Source organism: Bacillus sp. PS217 (genome assembly GCF_037963535.1).
GTDB lineage: Bacteria > Bacillota > Bacilli > Bacillales > Bacillaceae > Bacillus > Bacillus subtilis.
Genome location: NZ_CP150157.1, coordinates 132265 through 146732 on the forward strand (window position 1 = coordinate 132265; position 14468 = coordinate 146732).

Annotated in this window: 26 protein-coding genes; all 26 read left to right on the top strand. The window is 42.1% G+C overall.

The features are described from left to right. Positions 1 to 65: 65 nt before the first annotated feature. Positions 66 to 1256: an elongation factor Tu gene (gene tuf, locus NSQ83_RS00710; RefSeq protein WP_003235058.1), complete on the top strand. Its 1191-nt coding sequence runs from the start codon at positions 66 to 68 to the stop codon at positions 1254 to 1256. Positions 1257 to 1354: 98 nt separating this feature from the next. After that, positions 1355 to 2311 (top strand): alpha/beta hydrolase, encoded by a 957-nt coding sequence (locus tag NSQ83_RS00715; protein ID WP_339238855.1) that lies wholly within the window; start codon positions 1355 to 1357, stop codon positions 2309 to 2311. 236 nt (positions 2312 to 2547) lie between these two features. Further along, on the top strand, positions 2548 to 2856 hold the full coding sequence (gene rpsJ / locus NSQ83_RS00720; protein ID WP_003156464.1) for a 30S ribosomal protein S10: 309 nt from the start codon (positions 2548 to 2550) through the stop codon (positions 2854 to 2856). Positions 2857 to 2895: 39 nt separating this feature from the next. After that, the gene (rplC, locus tag NSQ83_RS00725) at positions 2896 to 3525 is read left to right on the top strand and encodes a 50S ribosomal protein L3 (RefSeq protein WP_004399671.1); all 630 of its coding nucleotides are present in this window, start codon (positions 2896 to 2898) and stop codon (positions 3523 to 3525) included. 27 nt (positions 3526 to 3552) lie between these two features. Then, complete coding sequence (rplD, locus tag NSQ83_RS00730) at positions 3553 to 4176, top strand: 50S ribosomal protein L4 (RefSeq protein ID WP_004399658.1); 624 nt, start codon at positions 3553 to 3555, stop codon at positions 4174 to 4176. After that, complete coding sequence (gene rplW / locus NSQ83_RS00735) at positions 4176 to 4463, top strand: 50S ribosomal protein L23 (RefSeq protein ID WP_003156467.1); 288 nt, start codon at positions 4176 to 4178, stop codon at positions 4461 to 4463. Before rplD ends, rplW begins: the two co-directional genes overlap by 1 nt. A gap of 31 nt (positions 4464 to 4494) precedes the next feature. Then, positions 4495 to 5328, top strand: a complete 834-nt coding sequence (gene rplB / locus NSQ83_RS00740; RefSeq protein WP_003225795.1) for a 50S ribosomal protein L2 — start codon at positions 4495 to 4497, stop codon at positions 5326 to 5328. Between the two features lie 57 nt (positions 5329 to 5385). Further along, complete coding sequence (gene rpsS, locus NSQ83_RS00745; RefSeq protein ID WP_003156472.1) at positions 5386 to 5664, top strand: 30S ribosomal protein S19; 279 nt, start codon at positions 5386 to 5388, stop codon at positions 5662 to 5664. A 16-nt stretch (positions 5665 to 5680) separates the two neighbouring features. After that, complete coding sequence (gene rplV, locus NSQ83_RS00750) at positions 5681 to 6022, top strand: 50S ribosomal protein L22 (RefSeq protein WP_003156475.1); 342 nt, start codon at positions 5681 to 5683, stop codon at positions 6020 to 6022. 3 nt (positions 6023 to 6025) lie between these two features. Continuing rightward, on the top strand, positions 6026 to 6682 hold the full coding sequence (gene rpsC / locus NSQ83_RS00755; RefSeq protein WP_003242001.1) for a 30S ribosomal protein S3: 657 nt from the start codon (positions 6026 to 6028) through the stop codon (positions 6680 to 6682). 1 nt (position 6683) lies between these two features. Beyond that, complete coding sequence (rplP, locus tag NSQ83_RS00760; protein ID WP_003225801.1) at positions 6684 to 7118, top strand: 50S ribosomal protein L16; 435 nt, start codon at positions 6684 to 6686, stop codon at positions 7116 to 7118. Beyond that, entirely contained in the window at positions 7108 to 7308 is a 201-nt protein-coding gene (gene rpmC, locus NSQ83_RS00765; RefSeq protein ID WP_003156482.1) for a 50S ribosomal protein L29, read from the top strand. Before rplP ends, rpmC begins: the two co-directional genes overlap by 11 nt. A gap of 22 nt (positions 7309 to 7330) precedes the next feature. Next, the gene (rpsQ, locus tag NSQ83_RS00770) at positions 7331 to 7594 is read left to right on the top strand and encodes a 30S ribosomal protein S17 (RefSeq protein ID WP_003225804.1); all 264 of its coding nucleotides are present in this window, start codon (positions 7331 to 7333) and stop codon (positions 7592 to 7594) included. 40 nt (positions 7595 to 7634) lie between these two features. Continuing rightward, a complete protein-coding gene (gene rplN / locus NSQ83_RS00775) occupies positions 7635 to 8003 on the top strand; it encodes a 50S ribosomal protein L14 (RefSeq protein WP_003225805.1) in 369 nt (122 codons plus the stop codon). A 36-nt stretch (positions 8004 to 8039) separates the two neighbouring features. Further along, a complete protein-coding gene (rplX, locus tag NSQ83_RS00780; protein WP_003156486.1) occupies positions 8040 to 8351 on the top strand; it encodes a 50S ribosomal protein L24 in 312 nt (103 codons plus the stop codon). 26 nt (positions 8352 to 8377) lie between these two features. After that, a complete protein-coding gene (rplE, locus tag NSQ83_RS00785; RefSeq protein WP_003225809.1) occupies positions 8378 to 8917 on the top strand; it encodes a 50S ribosomal protein L5 in 540 nt (179 codons plus the stop codon). 22 nt (positions 8918 to 8939) lie between these two features. Further along, positions 8940 to 9125 (top strand): 30S ribosomal protein S14, encoded by a 186-nt coding sequence (gene rpsN, locus NSQ83_RS00790; RefSeq protein WP_003156488.1) that lies wholly within the window; start codon positions 8940 to 8942, stop codon positions 9123 to 9125. Between the two features lie 31 nt (positions 9126 to 9156). After that, a complete protein-coding gene (gene rpsH / locus NSQ83_RS00795; RefSeq protein ID WP_003241998.1) occupies positions 9157 to 9555 on the top strand; it encodes a 30S ribosomal protein S8 in 399 nt (132 codons plus the stop codon). Between the two features lie 29 nt (positions 9556 to 9584). Beyond that, positions 9585 to 10124 carry a 50S ribosomal protein L6 gene (gene rplF / locus NSQ83_RS00800; protein WP_004399690.1) on the top strand — a complete coding sequence of 180 codons (540 nt, stop codon included), beginning with the start codon at positions 9585 to 9587 and terminating at the stop codon, positions 10122 to 10124. A 32-nt stretch (positions 10125 to 10156) separates the two neighbouring features. Beyond that, positions 10157 to 10519, top strand: coding sequence for a 50S ribosomal protein L18 (gene rplR, locus NSQ83_RS00805; protein WP_003225816.1), 363 nt, complete (start codon positions 10157 to 10159; stop codon positions 10517 to 10519). Positions 10520 to 10543: 24 nt separating this feature from the next. Then, a complete protein-coding gene (gene rpsE / locus NSQ83_RS00810) occupies positions 10544 to 11044 on the top strand; it encodes a 30S ribosomal protein S5 (protein ID WP_003328273.1) in 501 nt (166 codons plus the stop codon). A gap of 13 nt (positions 11045 to 11057) precedes the next feature. Beyond that, positions 11058 to 11237: a 50S ribosomal protein L30 gene (gene rpmD, locus NSQ83_RS00815; protein ID WP_003156497.1), complete on the top strand. Its 180-nt coding sequence runs from the start codon at positions 11058 to 11060 to the stop codon at positions 11235 to 11237. Between the two features lie 30 nt (positions 11238 to 11267). Next, a complete protein-coding gene (gene rplO, locus NSQ83_RS00820) occupies positions 11268 to 11708 on the top strand; it encodes a 50S ribosomal protein L15 (protein WP_003225819.1) in 441 nt (146 codons plus the stop codon). Between the two features lies 1 nt (position 11709). Further along, entirely contained in the window at positions 11710 to 13005 is a 1296-nt protein-coding gene (gene secY / locus NSQ83_RS00825; RefSeq protein WP_004399662.1) for a preprotein translocase subunit SecY, read from the top strand. 54 nt (positions 13006 to 13059) lie between these two features. Then, positions 13060 to 13713, top strand: coding sequence for an adenylate kinase (locus NSQ83_RS00830; protein WP_003241987.1), 654 nt, complete (start codon positions 13060 to 13062; stop codon positions 13711 to 13713). Next, entirely contained in the window at positions 13710 to 14456 is a 747-nt protein-coding gene (gene map, locus NSQ83_RS00835) for a type I methionyl aminopeptidase (RefSeq protein ID WP_003225828.1), read from the top strand. Before NSQ83_RS00830 ends, map begins: the two co-directional genes overlap by 4 nt. Positions 14457 to 14468 lie beyond the last annotated feature (12 nt).

Here is a 14468-nt window from a genome sequence, read left to right on the forward strand (position 1 = left end):
AGCTTTCTTTCACTTCCTATCACTCTATACATTACTAATTAAAAGCTCTTAAGGAGGATTTTAGAATGGCTAAAGAAAAATTCGACCGTTCCAAATCACATGCCAATATTGGTACAATTGGACACGTTGACCATGGTAAAACAACTTTAACTGCTGCTATCACAACAGTACTTCATAAGAAATCTGGTAAAGGTACAGCTATGGCGTACGATCAAATTGATGGTGCTCCAGAAGAACGCGAGCGCGGTATCACAATCTCTACTGCACACGTTGAGTACGAAACTGAAACTCGTCACTATGCACACGTTGACTGCCCAGGACACGCTGACTATGTTAAAAACATGATCACTGGTGCTGCGCAAATGGACGGAGCTATCCTTGTAGTATCTGCTGCTGATGGCCCAATGCCACAAACTCGTGAGCACATCCTTCTTTCTAAAAACGTTGGTGTACCATACATCGTTGTATTCTTAAACAAATGCGACATGGTAGACGACGAAGAGCTTCTTGAACTAGTTGAAATGGAAGTTCGCGATCTTCTTAGCGAATACGACTTCCCTGGTGATGATGTACCAGTTGTTAAAGGTTCTGCTCTTAAAGCTCTTGAAGGAGACGCTGAGTGGGAAGCTAAAATCTTCGAACTTATGGATGCGGTTGATGAGTACATCCCAACTCCAGAACGCGACACTGAAAAACCATTCATGATGCCAGTTGAGGACGTATTCTCAATCACTGGTCGTGGTACAGTTGCTACTGGCCGTGTAGAACGCGGACAAGTTAAAGTCGGTGACGAAGTTGAAATCATCGGTCTTCAAGAAGAGAACAAGAAAACAACTGTTACAGGTGTTGAAATGTTCCGTAAGCTTCTTGATTACGCTGAAGCTGGTGACAACATTGGTGCCCTTCTTCGCGGTGTATCTCGTGAAGAAATCCAACGTGGTCAAGTACTTGCTAAACCAGGTACAATCACTCCACACAGCAAATTCAAAGCTGAAGTTTACGTTCTTTCTAAAGAAGAGGGTGGACGTCATACTCCATTCTTCTCTAACTACCGTCCTCAGTTCTACTTCCGTACAACTGACGTAACTGGTATCATCCATCTTCCAGAAGGCGTAGAAATGGTTATGCCTGGAGATAACACTGAAATGAACGTTGAACTTATTTCTACAATCGCTATCGAAGAAGGAACTCGTTTCTCTATTCGTGAAGGCGGACGTACTGTTGGTTCAGGCGTTGTTTCTACAATCACTGAGTAATAGTATGATTTTAAACGAGACCCCTGTGGGTCTCGTTTTTTGTTTGCTTATCTTTTTCTTGTATAATAGGATCTATCATATTCGAGGGGTTAATATTTATGATTCCTGAAAAGAAATCAATCGCAATCATGAAAGAACTAAGCATTGGAAATACAAAGCAAATGCTGATGATTAATGGAGTTGACGTGAAAAATCCATTGCTGCTTTTTTTACATGGCGGGCCGGGAACGCCGCAAATCGGATATGTTAGACATTATCAAAAAAAGCTGGAACAGTATTTTACAGTAGTTCATTGGGATCAGAGAGGATCGGGGCTTTCTTATTCTAAGCGAATTTCGCATCACTCTATGACAATAAATCACTTCATTAAAGATACAATCCAAGTCACTCAATGGCTTTTAGCTCATTTTTCAAAATCAAAACTTTACCTAGCCGGTCATTCTTGGGGATCAATACTGGCGCTTCATGTGCTGCAGCAGCGTCCTGATTTATTTTACACGTATTATGGAATCAGCCAGGTTGTTAACCCGCAAGATGAAGAATCAACTGCTTATCAACATATTCGTGAAATTTCCGAATCAAAAAAAGCCAGCATATTATCTTTCCTTACACGTTTCATTGGTGCTCCGCCTTGGAAGCAGGATATCCAGCACCTTATCTATCGGTTTTGTGTTGAGCTAACCAGGGGAGGATTCACTCACCGTCATCGTCAATCTCTAGCTGTATTATTTCAAATGCTTACTGGCAATGAGTATGGAGTGCGGAACATGCACAGCTTCCTTAATGGATTGCGCTTCAGTAAAAAACATTTAACTGATGAGTTGTACCGGTTTAATGCTTTTACATCAGTTCCTTCTATTAAAGTACCGTGTGTTTTCATTTCAGGGAAACATGACTTAATTGTTCCTGCTGAAATATCGAAACAGTATTATCAAGAGCTTGAGGCACCCGAAAAGCGCTGGTTTCAATTTGAGAACTCAGCTCACACCCCGCATATTGAGGAGCCGGCATTATTCGCGAACACATTAAGTCGACATGCACGACACCATTTATGATAGATCCTTGATAAATAAGAAAAACCCCTGTATAATAAAAAAAGTGTGCAAACCATGCATATTTTAAATAAGTCTTGCAACATGCGCCTATTTTCTGTATAATGGTGTATGTTGGTCTTTGACTGCGATGAAGTGAGAGGTTGCTGACACACCCGGCCGCTTTGCCATGGCAAGGTGTTCAGGTTTTTCTCACGGAGAACTGTCTAACGTGATGTAGGCGAAAAGGAGGGAAAATAATGGCAAAACAAAAAATTCGTATTCGTTTGAAAGCATATGATCATAGAATCCTTGATCAATCTGCAGAGAAGATTGTTGAAACGGCAAAACGTTCTGGTGCCAGCGTATCTGGTCCGATTCCGTTGCCAACTGAAAAATCAGTTTACACAATCCTTCGTGCGGTGCACAAATACAAAGATTCTCGTGAGCAATTTGAAATGCGTACACATAAACGTTTAATCGACATTGTGAACCCAACACCACAAACTGTTGATGCTCTTATGCGATTAGACTTACCATCTGGTGTCGATATCGAAATTAAACTTTAATTCTAAAATATAGAATGATCTTAATAGGAGGTGTGACGAATGACCAAAGGAATCTTAGGAAGAAAAATTGGTATGACGCAAGTATTCGCTGAGAATGGTGATCTTATTCCGGTAACTGTTATCGAGGCTGCTCCAAACGTTGTTCTTCAAAAGAAAACAGCTGAAAACGACGGTTACGAAGCAATCCAGCTTGGTTTTGACGACAAGCGTGAAAAGCTTTCTAACAAACCTGAAAAAGGGCACGTTGCAAAAGCGGAAACTGCTCCTAAGCGCTTCGTTAAAGAATTACGCGGAGTGGAAATGGATGCGTATGAAGTTGGTCAGGAAGTCAAGGTTGAAATTTTCTCTGCTGGAGAAATCGTAGATGTAACAGGAGTATCTAAAGGTAAAGGTTTCCAAGGTGCGATCAAGCGCCACGGACAATCTCGCGGACCTATGTCTCACGGTTCACGCTACCACCGTCGTCCTGGTTCAATGGGACCTGTAGATCCTAACCGTGTATTCAAAGGTAAATTATTACCTGGACGTATGGGCGGAGAGCAAATCACTGTTCAAAACCTTGAAATCGTAAAAGTTGATGCAGAACGCAATCTTCTTTTGATCAAAGGTAACGTACCTGGTGCGAAGAAATCTTTAATCACTGTTAAAAGTGCTGTTAAATCTAAATAATTCTCTTAGGAAAGGAGGAAATTGATTATGCCAAAAGTAGCATTATACAACCAAAACGGTTCTACTGCTGGTGACATCGAATTAAACGCTTCTGTATTTGGTATCGAACCAAATGAGAGTGTTGTATTCGACGCTATTCTTATGCAAAGAGCTTCCTTACGTCAAGGAACTCACAAAGTAAAAAATCGTTCTGAAGTACGCGGCGGAGGTCGTAAACCATGGCGTCAAAAAGGTACTGGACGTGCCCGTCAAGGTTCAATCCGTTCACCGCAATGGCGCGGAGGTGGTGTCGTATTCGGCCCAACACCACGCAGCTATTCTTATAAATTACCTAAAAAAGTTCGCCGCTTGGCAATCAAATCAGTATTGTCTTCTAAAGTGATCGACAACAACATCATCGTTCTTGAAGATCTTACTCTTGATACGGCTAAAACAAAAGAAATGGCAGCTATCCTTAAAGGATTATCTGTTGAGAAAAAAGCTTTAATCGTAACTGCGGATGCAAACGAAGCAGTAGCATTATCTGCTCGTAACATTCCTGGAGTTACTGTTGTTGAAGCTAACGGAATCAACGTTTTAGACGTTGTCAACCACGAGAAGCTTCTGATTACAAAAGCAGCGGTTGAAAAAGTAGAGGAGGTGCTTGCATAATGAAAGATCCTCGTGATGTTCTAAAGCGCCCCGTCATTACTGAACGTTCTGCTGATTTAATGACTGAAAAGAAATATACTTTTGAAGTTGATGTAAGAGCTAACAAAACAGAAGTGAAAGACGCGGTTGAAAGCATCTTTGGAGTGAAAGTTGACAAAGTCAACATCATGAACTACAAAGGCAAATCAAAACGTGTTGGACGCTACACTGGTATGACTAGCCGTCGCAGAAAAGCGATCGTAAAACTTACTGCAGACAGCAAAGAAATCGAAATTTTTGAAGCTTAATTATCTGTAAAAAGAAGGAGGGAAATTCAAAATGGCGATTAAAAAGTATAAACCGACCTCTAATGGACGTCGTGGTATGACAACTTCAGATTTTGCTGAAATCACGACTGACAAGCCGGAAAAATCCTTGCTTGCTCCCCTTCACAAAAAAGGCGGACGTAACAACCAAGGTAAATTGACTGTACGTCACCAAGGTGGCGGACATAAACGCCAATACCGTGTTATCGACTTCAAACGCGATAAAGATGGTATACCTGGACGCGTTGCTACAGTTGAATACGATCCAAACCGTTCAGCTAACATCGCTCTAATCAACTATGCAGACGGAGAAAAACGTTACATTCTTGCTCCTAAAGGAATTCAAGTAGGTACTGAAATCATGTCAGGTCCTGAAGCTGACATTAAAGTAGGTAATGCACTTCCACTTATCAACATCCCTGTTGGTACAGTTGTGCATAACATTGAATTAAAACCTGGTAAAGGCGGACAGCTTGTACGTTCAGCTGGTACATCTGCTCAGGTTCTTGGTAAAGAAGGTAAATACGTTCTTGTACGTCTTAACTCTGGTGAAGTTCGCATGATCCTTTCTGCTTGCCGTGCTTCTATCGGTCAAGTAGGTAACGAACAGCACGAACTTATTAACATTGGTAAAGCTGGACGTTCTCGCTGGAAAGGCATCCGTCCTACAGTTCGTGGTTCTGTAATGAACCCTAACGATCACCCACACGGTGGTGGTGAAGGACGTGCGCCAATCGGACGTAAATCACCAATGTCTCCATGGGGCAAACCAACTCTTGGATTCAAGACTCGTAAGAAAAAGAACAAATCCGATAAATTTATCGTACGTCGTCGTAAAAATAAATAACGGGGTTGTCTACGGTTCTTTTCGGACCGTAGTGCAATCACGAAGGGAGGTTCCAAAATGGCTCGCAGCTTAAAAAAAGGACCATTTGTCGATGGACACTTGATGACTAAAATCGAGAAATTAAATGAAACAGACAAGAAACAAGTCGTAAAAACTTGGTCTCGTCGTTCTACTATTTTCCCACAGTTTATTGGTCACACAATCGCAGTCTATGACGGACGTAAACACGTGCCTGTATTCATCTCTGAAGATATGGTAGGGCACAAGTTGGGTGAATTCGCTCCAACTCGTACGTACAAAGGTCATGCTAGTGATGACAAAAAAACAAGACGCTAAGAGAGGAGGCTTTTAAATGCAAGCTAAAGCTGTTGCAAGAACAGTCCGTATTGCTCCTCGTAAAGCACGTCTAGTAATGGACCTGATTCGAGGCAAGCAAGTAGGTGAGGCAGTATCAATCTTGAACCTTACACCAAGAGCTGCTTCTCCAATTATCGAGAAAGTATTAAAATCCGCTATTGCAAATGCTGAGCATAACTATGAAATGGACGCTAACAACCTGGTTATTTCTCAAGCATTCGTTGACGAAGGCCCTACGTTAAAAAGATTCCGCCCACGTGCTATGGGACGTGCGAGCCAAATCAACAAACGTACGAGCCACATTACAATCGTTGTATCAGAAAAGAAGGAGGGATAAGTAGTGGGTCAAAAGGTAAATCCAGTCGGTCTTCGTATCGGAGTCATTCGTGATTGGGAATCTAAGTGGTACGCTGGTAAAGATTACGCTGACTTCCTGCACGAAGATTTAAAAATTCGTGAATACATTAGCAAACGCCTTTCTGACGCTTCTGTTTCTAAAGTAGAAATCGAGCGTGCAGCAAACCGCGTTAACATTACGATCCACACAGCTAAGCCTGGTATGGTTATCGGTAAAGGCGGTTCTGAAGTCGAAGCACTTCGCAAAGCCCTTAACAGCCTTACTGGCAAGCGTGTACACATTAACATTCTTGAAATTAAAAGAGCAGATCTTGATGCACAGCTAGTTGCTGACAACATCGCTCGTCAATTAGAAAACCGTGTTTCTTTCCGCCGTGCGCAGAAACAACAAATCCAACGTACTATGCGTGCTGGAGCACAAGGTGTGAAAACAATGGTTTCTGGTCGTCTTGGCGGTGCAGATATCGCTCGTTCTGAATACTACAGTGAAGGAACTGTTCCATTGCACACATTACGTGCGGACATTGACTATGCAACATCTGAAGCTGATACTACTTACGGTAAGCTTGGTGTAAAAGTCTGGATCTATCGTGGAGAGGTTCTTCCTACTAAGAAGAAAACTGAGGAAGGAGGAAAATAATATGTTATTACCAAAACGCGTTAAATATCGCAGAGAGCATCGCGGAAAAATGCGTGGCCGTGCGAAAGGCGGTACTGAAGTACATTTCGGAGAATTCGGTATCCAAGCTCTTGAAGCTTCTTGGATTACTAACCGTCAAATCGAAGCTGCACGTATTGCGATGACTCGTTACATGAAACGTGGCGGTAAAGTTTGGATCAAAATTTTCCCTTCTAAACCTTACACTGCTAAACCACTTGAGGTACGTATGGGATCCGGTAAAGGGGCTCCAGAAGGTTGGGTAGCTGTTGTAAAACCGGGCAAAGTTTTATTTGAAATTTCTGGTGTGTCTGAAGAGGTTGCTCGTGAAGCGCTTCGCCTTGCATCTCACAAATTGCCAATTAAAACGAAGTTCGTAAAACGTGAAGAAATTGGTGGTGAATCAAATGAAAGCTAATGAAATTCGTGACCTTACCACTGCTGAAATTGAACAAAAAGTAAAGTCTCTTAAAGAAGAACTTTTCAATCTTCGCTTTCAATTAGCGACAGGACAACTTGAAAATACTGCTCGCATTCGTGAAGTGCGCAAAGCTATCGCGCGCATGAAAACTGTGATTCGTGAAAGAGAAATTGCTGCTAATAAATAATCACTGAGGGGAGGTCGTGAGCATGAGCGAACGTAACCAACGCAAAGTTTACCAAGGCCGTGTTGTTTCTGACAAAATGGATAAAACCATTACTGTTGTTGTTGAGACATACAAAAAACATACACTTTACGGTAAACGCGTAAAATACTCAAAAAAATTCAAAGCACATGATGAAAATAATCAAGCTAAAATCGGTGACATCGTTAAGATCATGGAAACTCGTCCATTGTCTGCAACTAAGCGTTTCCGTCTAGTTGAAGTTGTCGAAGAAGCTGTTATTATCTAATAAAGTTCGGAATTCTTTTTCCGAAGGGAGGTAACAAATAATGATTCAACAAGAGACTCGTTTAAAAGTAGCTGACAACTCTGGCGCACGTGAAGTACTTACTATTAAAGTTCTTGGTGGTTCTGGACGTAAAACAGCTAACATTGGTGATGTAATTGTTTGCACGGTTAAACAAGCAACACCAGGAGGCGTTGTCAAAAAAGGTGAAGTCGTAAAAGCTGTTATCGTTCGCACTAAAAGCGGAGCGCGCAGAAGTGACGGTTCATACATCAGCTTCGATGAGAATGCATGTGTTATCATCCGTGACGACAAGAGCCCACGCGGAACTCGTATCTTCGGACCAGTTGCTCGTGAATTGCGTGAAAACAACTTTATGAAAATTGTTTCTCTAGCTCCAGAAGTTATCTAATGAAATAAATGCCTTACTCAAGGAGGTGCGATCAGGATGCATGTAAAAAAAGGCGATAAAGTTATGGTTATCTCTGGTAAAGATAAAGGCAAACAAGGAACAATCCTTGCTGCTTTCCCTAAAAAGGACCGCGTTTTAGTTGAAGGTGTTAACATGGTAAAGAAACACTCTAAACCAACTCAAGCTAACCCTCAAGGCGGTATTTCTAATCAAGAGGCGCCAATTCATGTATCAAACGTTATGCCGCTCGATCCTAAAACAGGTGAAGTGACTCGCGTAGGATACAAAGTGGAAGATGGCAAAAAAGTTCGTGTAGCAAAAAAATCTGGGCAAGTTCTAGATAAATAGTATTAAAAGGAAGGGAGGTCTATCTCATGAACCGCCTTAAAGAAAAGTACAATAAAGAAATTGCACCTGCTTTAATGACTAAGTTCAACTATGATTCAGTCATGCAAGTGCCTAAAATCGAAAAAATCGTAATCAACATGGGTGTTGGTGACGCTGTTCAAAACGCCAAAGCAATCGACAGTGCTGTTGAAGAATTAACGTTTATCGCAGGTCAAAAACCTGTCGTTACTCGTGCGAAGAAATCAATTGCTGGATTCCGTCTTCGTGAGGGAATGCCTATCGGTGCGAAAGTAACTCTTCGCGGAGAGCGCATGTATGATTTCCTTGATAAACTTATTTCTGTATCTTTACCGCGTGTACGTGACTTCCGCGGGGTTTCTAAAAAATCTTTCGACGGTCGCGGTAACTACACACTTGGTATCAAAGAACAGTTAATCTTCCCTGAAATTGACTACGATAAAGTAACAAAGGTTCGCGGAATGGACATCGTTATCGTAACAACTGCTAATACTGACGAAGAAGCTCGTGAGCTATTAACTCAAGTAGGTATGCCGTTCCAGAAATAATCAATGAAAGGGAGGCGAAATCGTGGCTAAAAAGTCTATGATTGCGAAACAACAACGTACACCAAAGTTTAAAGTACAAGAGTACACACGCTGTGAACGCTGCGGACGTCCGCATTCAGTCATTCGTAAATTTAAACTTTGCCGTATTTGTTTCCGTGAGCTTGCATATAAAGGACAAATTCCTGGCGTGAAAAAAGCCAGCTGGTAATCCCCAAGAAAGGGAAGGAGGTAATTATATAATGGTTATGACAGATCCAATTGCAGATATGCTAACTCGTATTCGCAATGCAAACATGGTACGTCATGAGAAGCTTGAAATTCCTGCTTCTAAATTGAAAAGAGAAATTGCTGAAATTTTAAAGCGTGAAGGTTTCATTCGTGACGTTGAGTTCGTAGAAGACAGCAAACAAGGTATTATCCGCGTTTTCTTGAAATACGGACAAAACAACGAGCGCGTTATCACTGGTCTTAAAAGAATCAGCAAGCCTGGTTTGCGTGTTTATGCTAAATCTAATGAAGTACCCCGCGTACTTAACGGTCTTGGAATCGCGATTATTTCTACATCACAAGGTGTTTTAACGGACAAAGAAGCCCGTGCAAAACAAGCTGGTGGAGAAGTTCTAGCATACGTTTGGTAAGAAGTTTAACATGAATGGAGGTGTTTGGTATGTCTCGTGTAGGTAAGAAGCTACTTGAGATTCCTTCTGATGTTACAGTAACGTTAAATGATAACAACACTGTAGCTGTGAAAGGACCAAAAGGAGAATTAACTCGTACGTTTCACCCTGATATGGAGATTAAAGTAGAGGACAATGTGCTTACAGTCGCTCGTCCTTCTGATCAAAAAGAGCACCGTGCCCTGCATGGTACGACTCGCAGTCTGCTTGGCAACATGGTTGAAGGTGTATCTAAAGGATTTGAAAGAGGTTTGGAATTAGTCGGTGTCGGTTACCGTGCTTCTAAATCCGGAAATAAACTTGTTTTAAACGTTGGATACTCTCATCCTGTTGAGATCGTTCCTGAAGAAGGCATCGAAATCGAAGTTCCTTCTCAAACAAAAGTAGTTGTAAAAGGTACAGACAAAGAACGCGTAGGAGCTATTGCTGCTAACATCCGCGCTGTACGTTCTCCAGAGCCTTACAAAGGTAAAGGAATCCGCTACGAAGGTGAAGTTGTTCGCCGTAAAGAAGGTAAATCTGCTAAGTAAGATCGCTTAAAGTGAAGAAAGGAGTGACCTAGATGATTACGAAAACTAGCAAAAATGCTGCTCGTCTTAAAAGACACGCTCGTGTTCGCGCTAAACTTTCCGGTACTGCTGAAAGACCGCGCCTGAACGTTTTCCGTTCTAACAAGCACATTTACGCTCAAATCATCGATGATGTAAATGGTGTAACACTTGCTAGTGCATCTACTCTCGATAAAGACTTGAACGTTGAAAGCACTGGAGATACTTCTGCTGCTACTAAAGTTGGAGAATTAGTTGCAAAACGCGCTGCTGAAAAAGGCATTTCTGACGTAGTATTTGACCGTGGCGGATACTTATACCATGGACGTGTAAAAGCTTTGGCTGATGCCGCTCGTGAAGCTGGACTTAAATTTTAATAAAAGAAGGAGGGACACATGATTATGCGTCGTATTGACCCAAGCAAATTAGAGTTAGAAGAACGCTTAGTTACGGTTAACCGCGTAGCGAAAGTTGTTAAAGGTGGTCGTCGTTTCCGCTTCGCAGCTCTAGTCGTTGTCGGTGACAAAAACGGACACGTAGGATTCGGTACTGGTAAAGCACAAGAAGTACCAGAAGCGATCCGCAAAGCTGTTGAAGATGCGAAAAAGAATTTGATTGAAGTACCAATGGTTGGAACTACAATTCCACACGAAATCATCGGACGTTTCGGTGCAGGTAACATCTTGTTAAAACCTGCTTCTGAAGGTACTGGAGTTATCGCTGGAGGCCCTGTACGTGCGGTACTTGAGCTAGCTGGTGTAGCTGATATCCTTTCTAAGTCTTTAGGTTCTAACACACCGATCAACATGATTCGTGCAACACTTCAAGGTTTAAGTGAACTTAAACGTGCTGAAGACGTTGCGAAGCTTCGTGGAAAATCTGTAGAAGAACTGTTAGGATAAGGAGGGAACATTAATGGCTAAATTAGAAATTACCCTCAAACGAAGTGTAATCGGTCGCCCGGAAGACCAACGCGTTACTGTAAGAACACTTGGTTTAAAGAAAACAAACCAAACTGTTGTTCATGAAGACAACGCTGCGATCCGTGGTATGATTAATAAAGTATCTCATTTAGTTTCTGTTAAAGAACAATAAAAATATTTGATCGGATAAGGAGGTGTCCTAATGAAACTTCATGAATTAAAACCTTCAGAAGGTTCACGCAAAACGCGTAATCGCGTAGGTCGTGGTATTGGTTCTGGCAACGGTAAAACAGCTGGTAAAGGTCACAAAGGTCAAAACGCTCGTTCTGGCGGCGGTGTACGCCCTGGATTCGAGGGGGGACAAATGCCTTTATTCCAACGTCTTCCTAAACGCGGTTTCACTAACATCAACCGCAAGGAATACGCTGTAGTCAACCTAGACAAATTGAACGGTTTTGCAGAAGGAACGGAAGTCACTCCTGAACTTCTTCTAGAGACTGGTGTTATTAGCAAACTTAATGCAGGAGTAAAGATTCTTGGCAACGGTAAATTAGAGAAAAAATTAACTGTAAAAGCCAATAAATTCTCTGCTTCTGCGAAAGAAGCTGTTGAAGCTGCTGGCGGTACAGCTGAGGTGATCTAACTTGTTTAAAACAATCTCCAACTTTATGCGTGTGAGTGATATCAGGAATAAAATCATATTCACTTTACTCATGCTTATCGTCTTTCGCATAGGTGCGTTTATTCCTGTGCCTTACGTTAACGCTGAAGCGTTACAGGCGCAGTCTCAAATGGGTGTTTTTGATCTCCTTAATACATTTGGCGGCGGTGCGCTTTACCAATTTTCCATTTTCGCAATGGGAATTACTCCTTATATCACGGCTTCGATCATCATTCAGCTGCTTCAGATGGATGTTGTACCGAAGTTTACCGAGTGGTCTAAGCAAGGTGAAGTTGGCCGCCGTAAATTAGCTCAGTTCACAAGGTACTTTACGATTGTGCTTGGTTTCATCCAAGCATTAGGTATGTCATATGGATTCAACAATCTGGCAAACGGTATGCTGATCGAAAAATCCGGTGTATCGACATATCTTATCATTGCTTTAGTGCTCACTGGCGGAACTGCCTTTTTAATGTGGCTTGGGGAACAAATTACTTCTCATGGAGTAGGCAACGGAATATCGATCATTATCTTCGCGGGGATTGTGTCTAGTATTCCAAAAACAATTGGGCAAATATATGAGACTCAATTTGTCGGCAGCAACGATCAGTTGTTTATTCATATTGTGAAAGTCGCACTTCTTGTGATTGCGATTTTAGCAGTTATTGTTGGAGTTATTTTCATTCAGCAAGCCGTACGGAAAATTGCGATTCAATATGCTAAAGGCACAGGTCGTTCACCTGCTGGCGGAGGTCAGTCTACACACCTTCCATTGAAAGTGAATCCTGCAGGGGTTATTCCGGTAATCTTTGCGGTTGCGTTTTTGATAACGCCGCGGACGATCGCGTCATTCTTTGGAACAAACGATGTGACAAAGTGGATTCAAAACAACTTTGATAATACGCATCCGGTGGGTATGGCGATATATGTTGCGTTGATTATTGCCTTTACGTACTTTTATGCTTTTGTACAGGTAAATCCTGAACAAATGGCTGATAACCTTAAAAAACAGGGTGGCTATATCCCGGGGGTTCGTCCAGGGAAAATGACTCAAGATAGAATTACGAGCATTTTGTATCGACTTACGTTTGTGGGTTCTATATTCTTAGCCGTGATTTCCATTCTTCCTATCTTTTTCATTCAATTCGCTGGATTGCCTCAAAGTGCACAAATTGGCGGAACTTCTTTGTTAATTGTTGTCGGGGTAGCCTTGGAGACAATGAAACAACTAGAAAGCCAGTTGGTGAAACGAAACTACCGTGGATTTATGAAAAACTAGAGGAAATGGATTTATCCATTCCCTCTTAATAAAGAGAGGACGGGGGAAATCCGAATGAACTTAGTCTTAATGGGGCTTCCTGGTGCCGGTAAAGGCACACAGGGCGAACGAATTGTTGAGGATTATGGGATTCCTCATATCTCAACAGGAGATATGTTCCGTGCTGCTATGAAAGAAGAAACACCACTCGGACTCGAAGCAAAATCTTATATTGATAAGGGAGAGCTCGTACCTGACGAAGTCACAATCGGAATTGTAAAAGAGAGACTTGGCAAAGATGATTGTGAAAGAGGTTTTCTTCTGGACGGATTTCCGCGAACAGTCGCTCAAGCCGAAGCTCTTGAAGAAATTCTTGAGGAATACGGCAAGCCGATTGATTATGTCATTAACATTGAAGTCGACAAAGACGCTCTTATGGAACGTCTGACTGGACGCAGAATTTGCAGTGTTTGCGGCACAACCTATCATTTAGTCTTTAATCCGCCGAAAACGCCGGGTATTTGTGATAAAGACGGAGGCGAACTCTATCAACGGGCAGATGATAATGAGGAAACAGTCTCTAAACGGCTTGAGGTAAACATGAAGCAAACTCAGCCTTTACTCGATTTCTATTCAGAGAAAGGTTATCTTGCAAACGTGAATGGCCAGCAGGACATTCAAGACGTTTATGCAGATGTGAAGGATCTTCTTGGAGGATTAAAAAAATGATTATCTGTAAAACCCCACGTGAACTTGGTATCATGCGGGAAGCAGGGCGAATCGTGGCTTTAACTCATGAAGAGTTAAAAAAGCACATTAAACCAGGAATCTCGACAAAAGAATTGGATCAAATTGCCGAACGTTTTATTAAGAAGCAGGGTGCAATCCCATCTTTTAAGGGGTATAATGGGTTTCGCGGGAGCATTTGCGTATCAGTTAATGAAGAACTCGTTCACGGCATACCTGGCAGCAGGGTGCTGAAGGACGGTGACATCATCAGTATTGATATCGGTGCTAAATTAAATGGTTATCATGGTGACTCTGCATGGACATATCCGGTAGGAAACATCAGCGATGATGACAAAAAACTTCTGGAAGTGACAGAGGAGTCTTTATATAAAGGCTTGCAGGAAGCAAAACCAGGTGAACGTTTGTCGAATATTTCCCACGCAATACAAACGTATGTCGAAAATGAGCAGTTTTCAGTTGTTAGGGAGTATGTCGGACATGGTGTTGGTCAAGACTTGCATGAGGACCCGCAAATTCCTCATTACGGTCCGCCCAACAAAGGACCACGGCTTAAACCTGGCATGGTTCTCGCTATTGAACCTATGGTGAACGCTGGCAGCCGCTACGTGAAAACATTGGCTGATAACTGGACGGTTGTAACGGTAGATGGGAAAAAGTGTGCTCATTTTGAACATACGATTGCGATTACGGAAACGGGTTTTGATATACTGACGAGAGTCTAGATGATGAAAATA

Excerpts from the sequence above, each read along its gene's own strand:
- rpsS (WP_003156472.1), top strand. The coding sequence starts at position 5,386 with ATGGCTCGCAGCTTAAAAAAAGGACCATTTGTCGATGGACACTTGATG.
- rplE (WP_003225809.1), top strand. The coding sequence starts at position 8,378 with ATGAACCGCCTTAAAGAAAAGTACAATAAAGAAATTGCACCTGCTTTA.
- rplN (WP_003225805.1), top strand. The coding sequence starts at position 7,635 with ATGATTCAACAAGAGACTCGTTTAAAAGTAGCTGACAACTCTGGCGCA.
- rplB (WP_003225795.1), top strand. The coding sequence starts at position 4,495 with ATGGCGATTAAAAAGTATAAACCGACCTCTAATGGACGTCGTGGTATG.
- rpsH (WP_003241998.1), top strand. The coding sequence starts at position 9,157 with ATGGTTATGACAGATCCAATTGCAGATATGCTAACTCGTATTCGCAAT.
- rplD (WP_004399658.1), top strand. The coding sequence starts at position 3,553 with ATGCCAAAAGTAGCATTATACAACCAAAACGGTTCTACTGCTGGTGAC.
- NSQ83_RS00830 (WP_003241987.1), top strand. The coding sequence starts at position 13,060 with ATGAACTTAGTCTTAATGGGGCTTCCTGGTGCCGGTAAAGGCACACAG.
- map (WP_003225828.1), top strand. The coding sequence starts at position 13,710 with ATGATTATCTGTAAAACCCCACGTGAACTTGGTATCATGCGGGAAGCA.
- rpsQ (WP_003225804.1), top strand. The coding sequence starts at position 7,331 with ATGAGCGAACGTAACCAACGCAAAGTTTACCAAGGCCGTGTTGTTTCT.
- rplV (WP_003156475.1), top strand. The coding sequence starts at position 5,681 with ATGCAAGCTAAAGCTGTTGCAAGAACAGTCCGTATTGCTCCTCGTAAA.
- rpsE (WP_003328273.1), top strand. The coding sequence starts at position 10,544 with ATGCGTCGTATTGACCCAAGCAAATTAGAGTTAGAAGAACGCTTAGTT.
- tuf (WP_003235058.1), top strand. The coding sequence starts at position 66 with ATGGCTAAAGAAAAATTCGACCGTTCCAAATCACATGCCAATATTGGT.
- NSQ83_RS00715 (WP_339238855.1), top strand. The coding sequence starts at position 1,355 with ATGATTCCTGAAAAGAAATCAATCGCAATCATGAAAGAACTAAGCATT.
- rplR (WP_003225816.1), top strand. The coding sequence starts at position 10,157 with ATGATTACGAAAACTAGCAAAAATGCTGCTCGTCTTAAAAGACACGCT.
- rpmD (WP_003156497.1), top strand. The coding sequence starts at position 11,058 with ATGGCTAAATTAGAAATTACCCTCAAACGAAGTGTAATCGGTCGCCCG.
- rplC (WP_004399671.1), top strand. The coding sequence starts at position 2,896 with ATGACCAAAGGAATCTTAGGAAGAAAAATTGGTATGACGCAAGTATTC.
- rplX (WP_003156486.1), top strand. The coding sequence starts at position 8,040 with ATGCATGTAAAAAAAGGCGATAAAGTTATGGTTATCTCTGGTAAAGAT.
- rplF (WP_004399690.1), top strand. The coding sequence starts at position 9,585 with ATGTCTCGTGTAGGTAAGAAGCTACTTGAGATTCCTTCTGATGTTACA.
- rpsJ (WP_003156464.1), top strand. The coding sequence starts at position 2,548 with ATGGCAAAACAAAAAATTCGTATTCGTTTGAAAGCATATGATCATAGA.
- rplW (WP_003156467.1), top strand. The coding sequence starts at position 4,176 with ATGAAAGATCCTCGTGATGTTCTAAAGCGCCCCGTCATTACTGAACGT.
- rplP (WP_003225801.1), top strand. The coding sequence starts at position 6,684 with ATGTTATTACCAAAACGCGTTAAATATCGCAGAGAGCATCGCGGAAAA.
- rpmC (WP_003156482.1), top strand. The coding sequence starts at position 7,108 with ATGAAAGCTAATGAAATTCGTGACCTTACCACTGCTGAAATTGAACAA.
- rplO (WP_003225819.1), top strand. The coding sequence starts at position 11,268 with ATGAAACTTCATGAATTAAAACCTTCAGAAGGTTCACGCAAAACGCGT.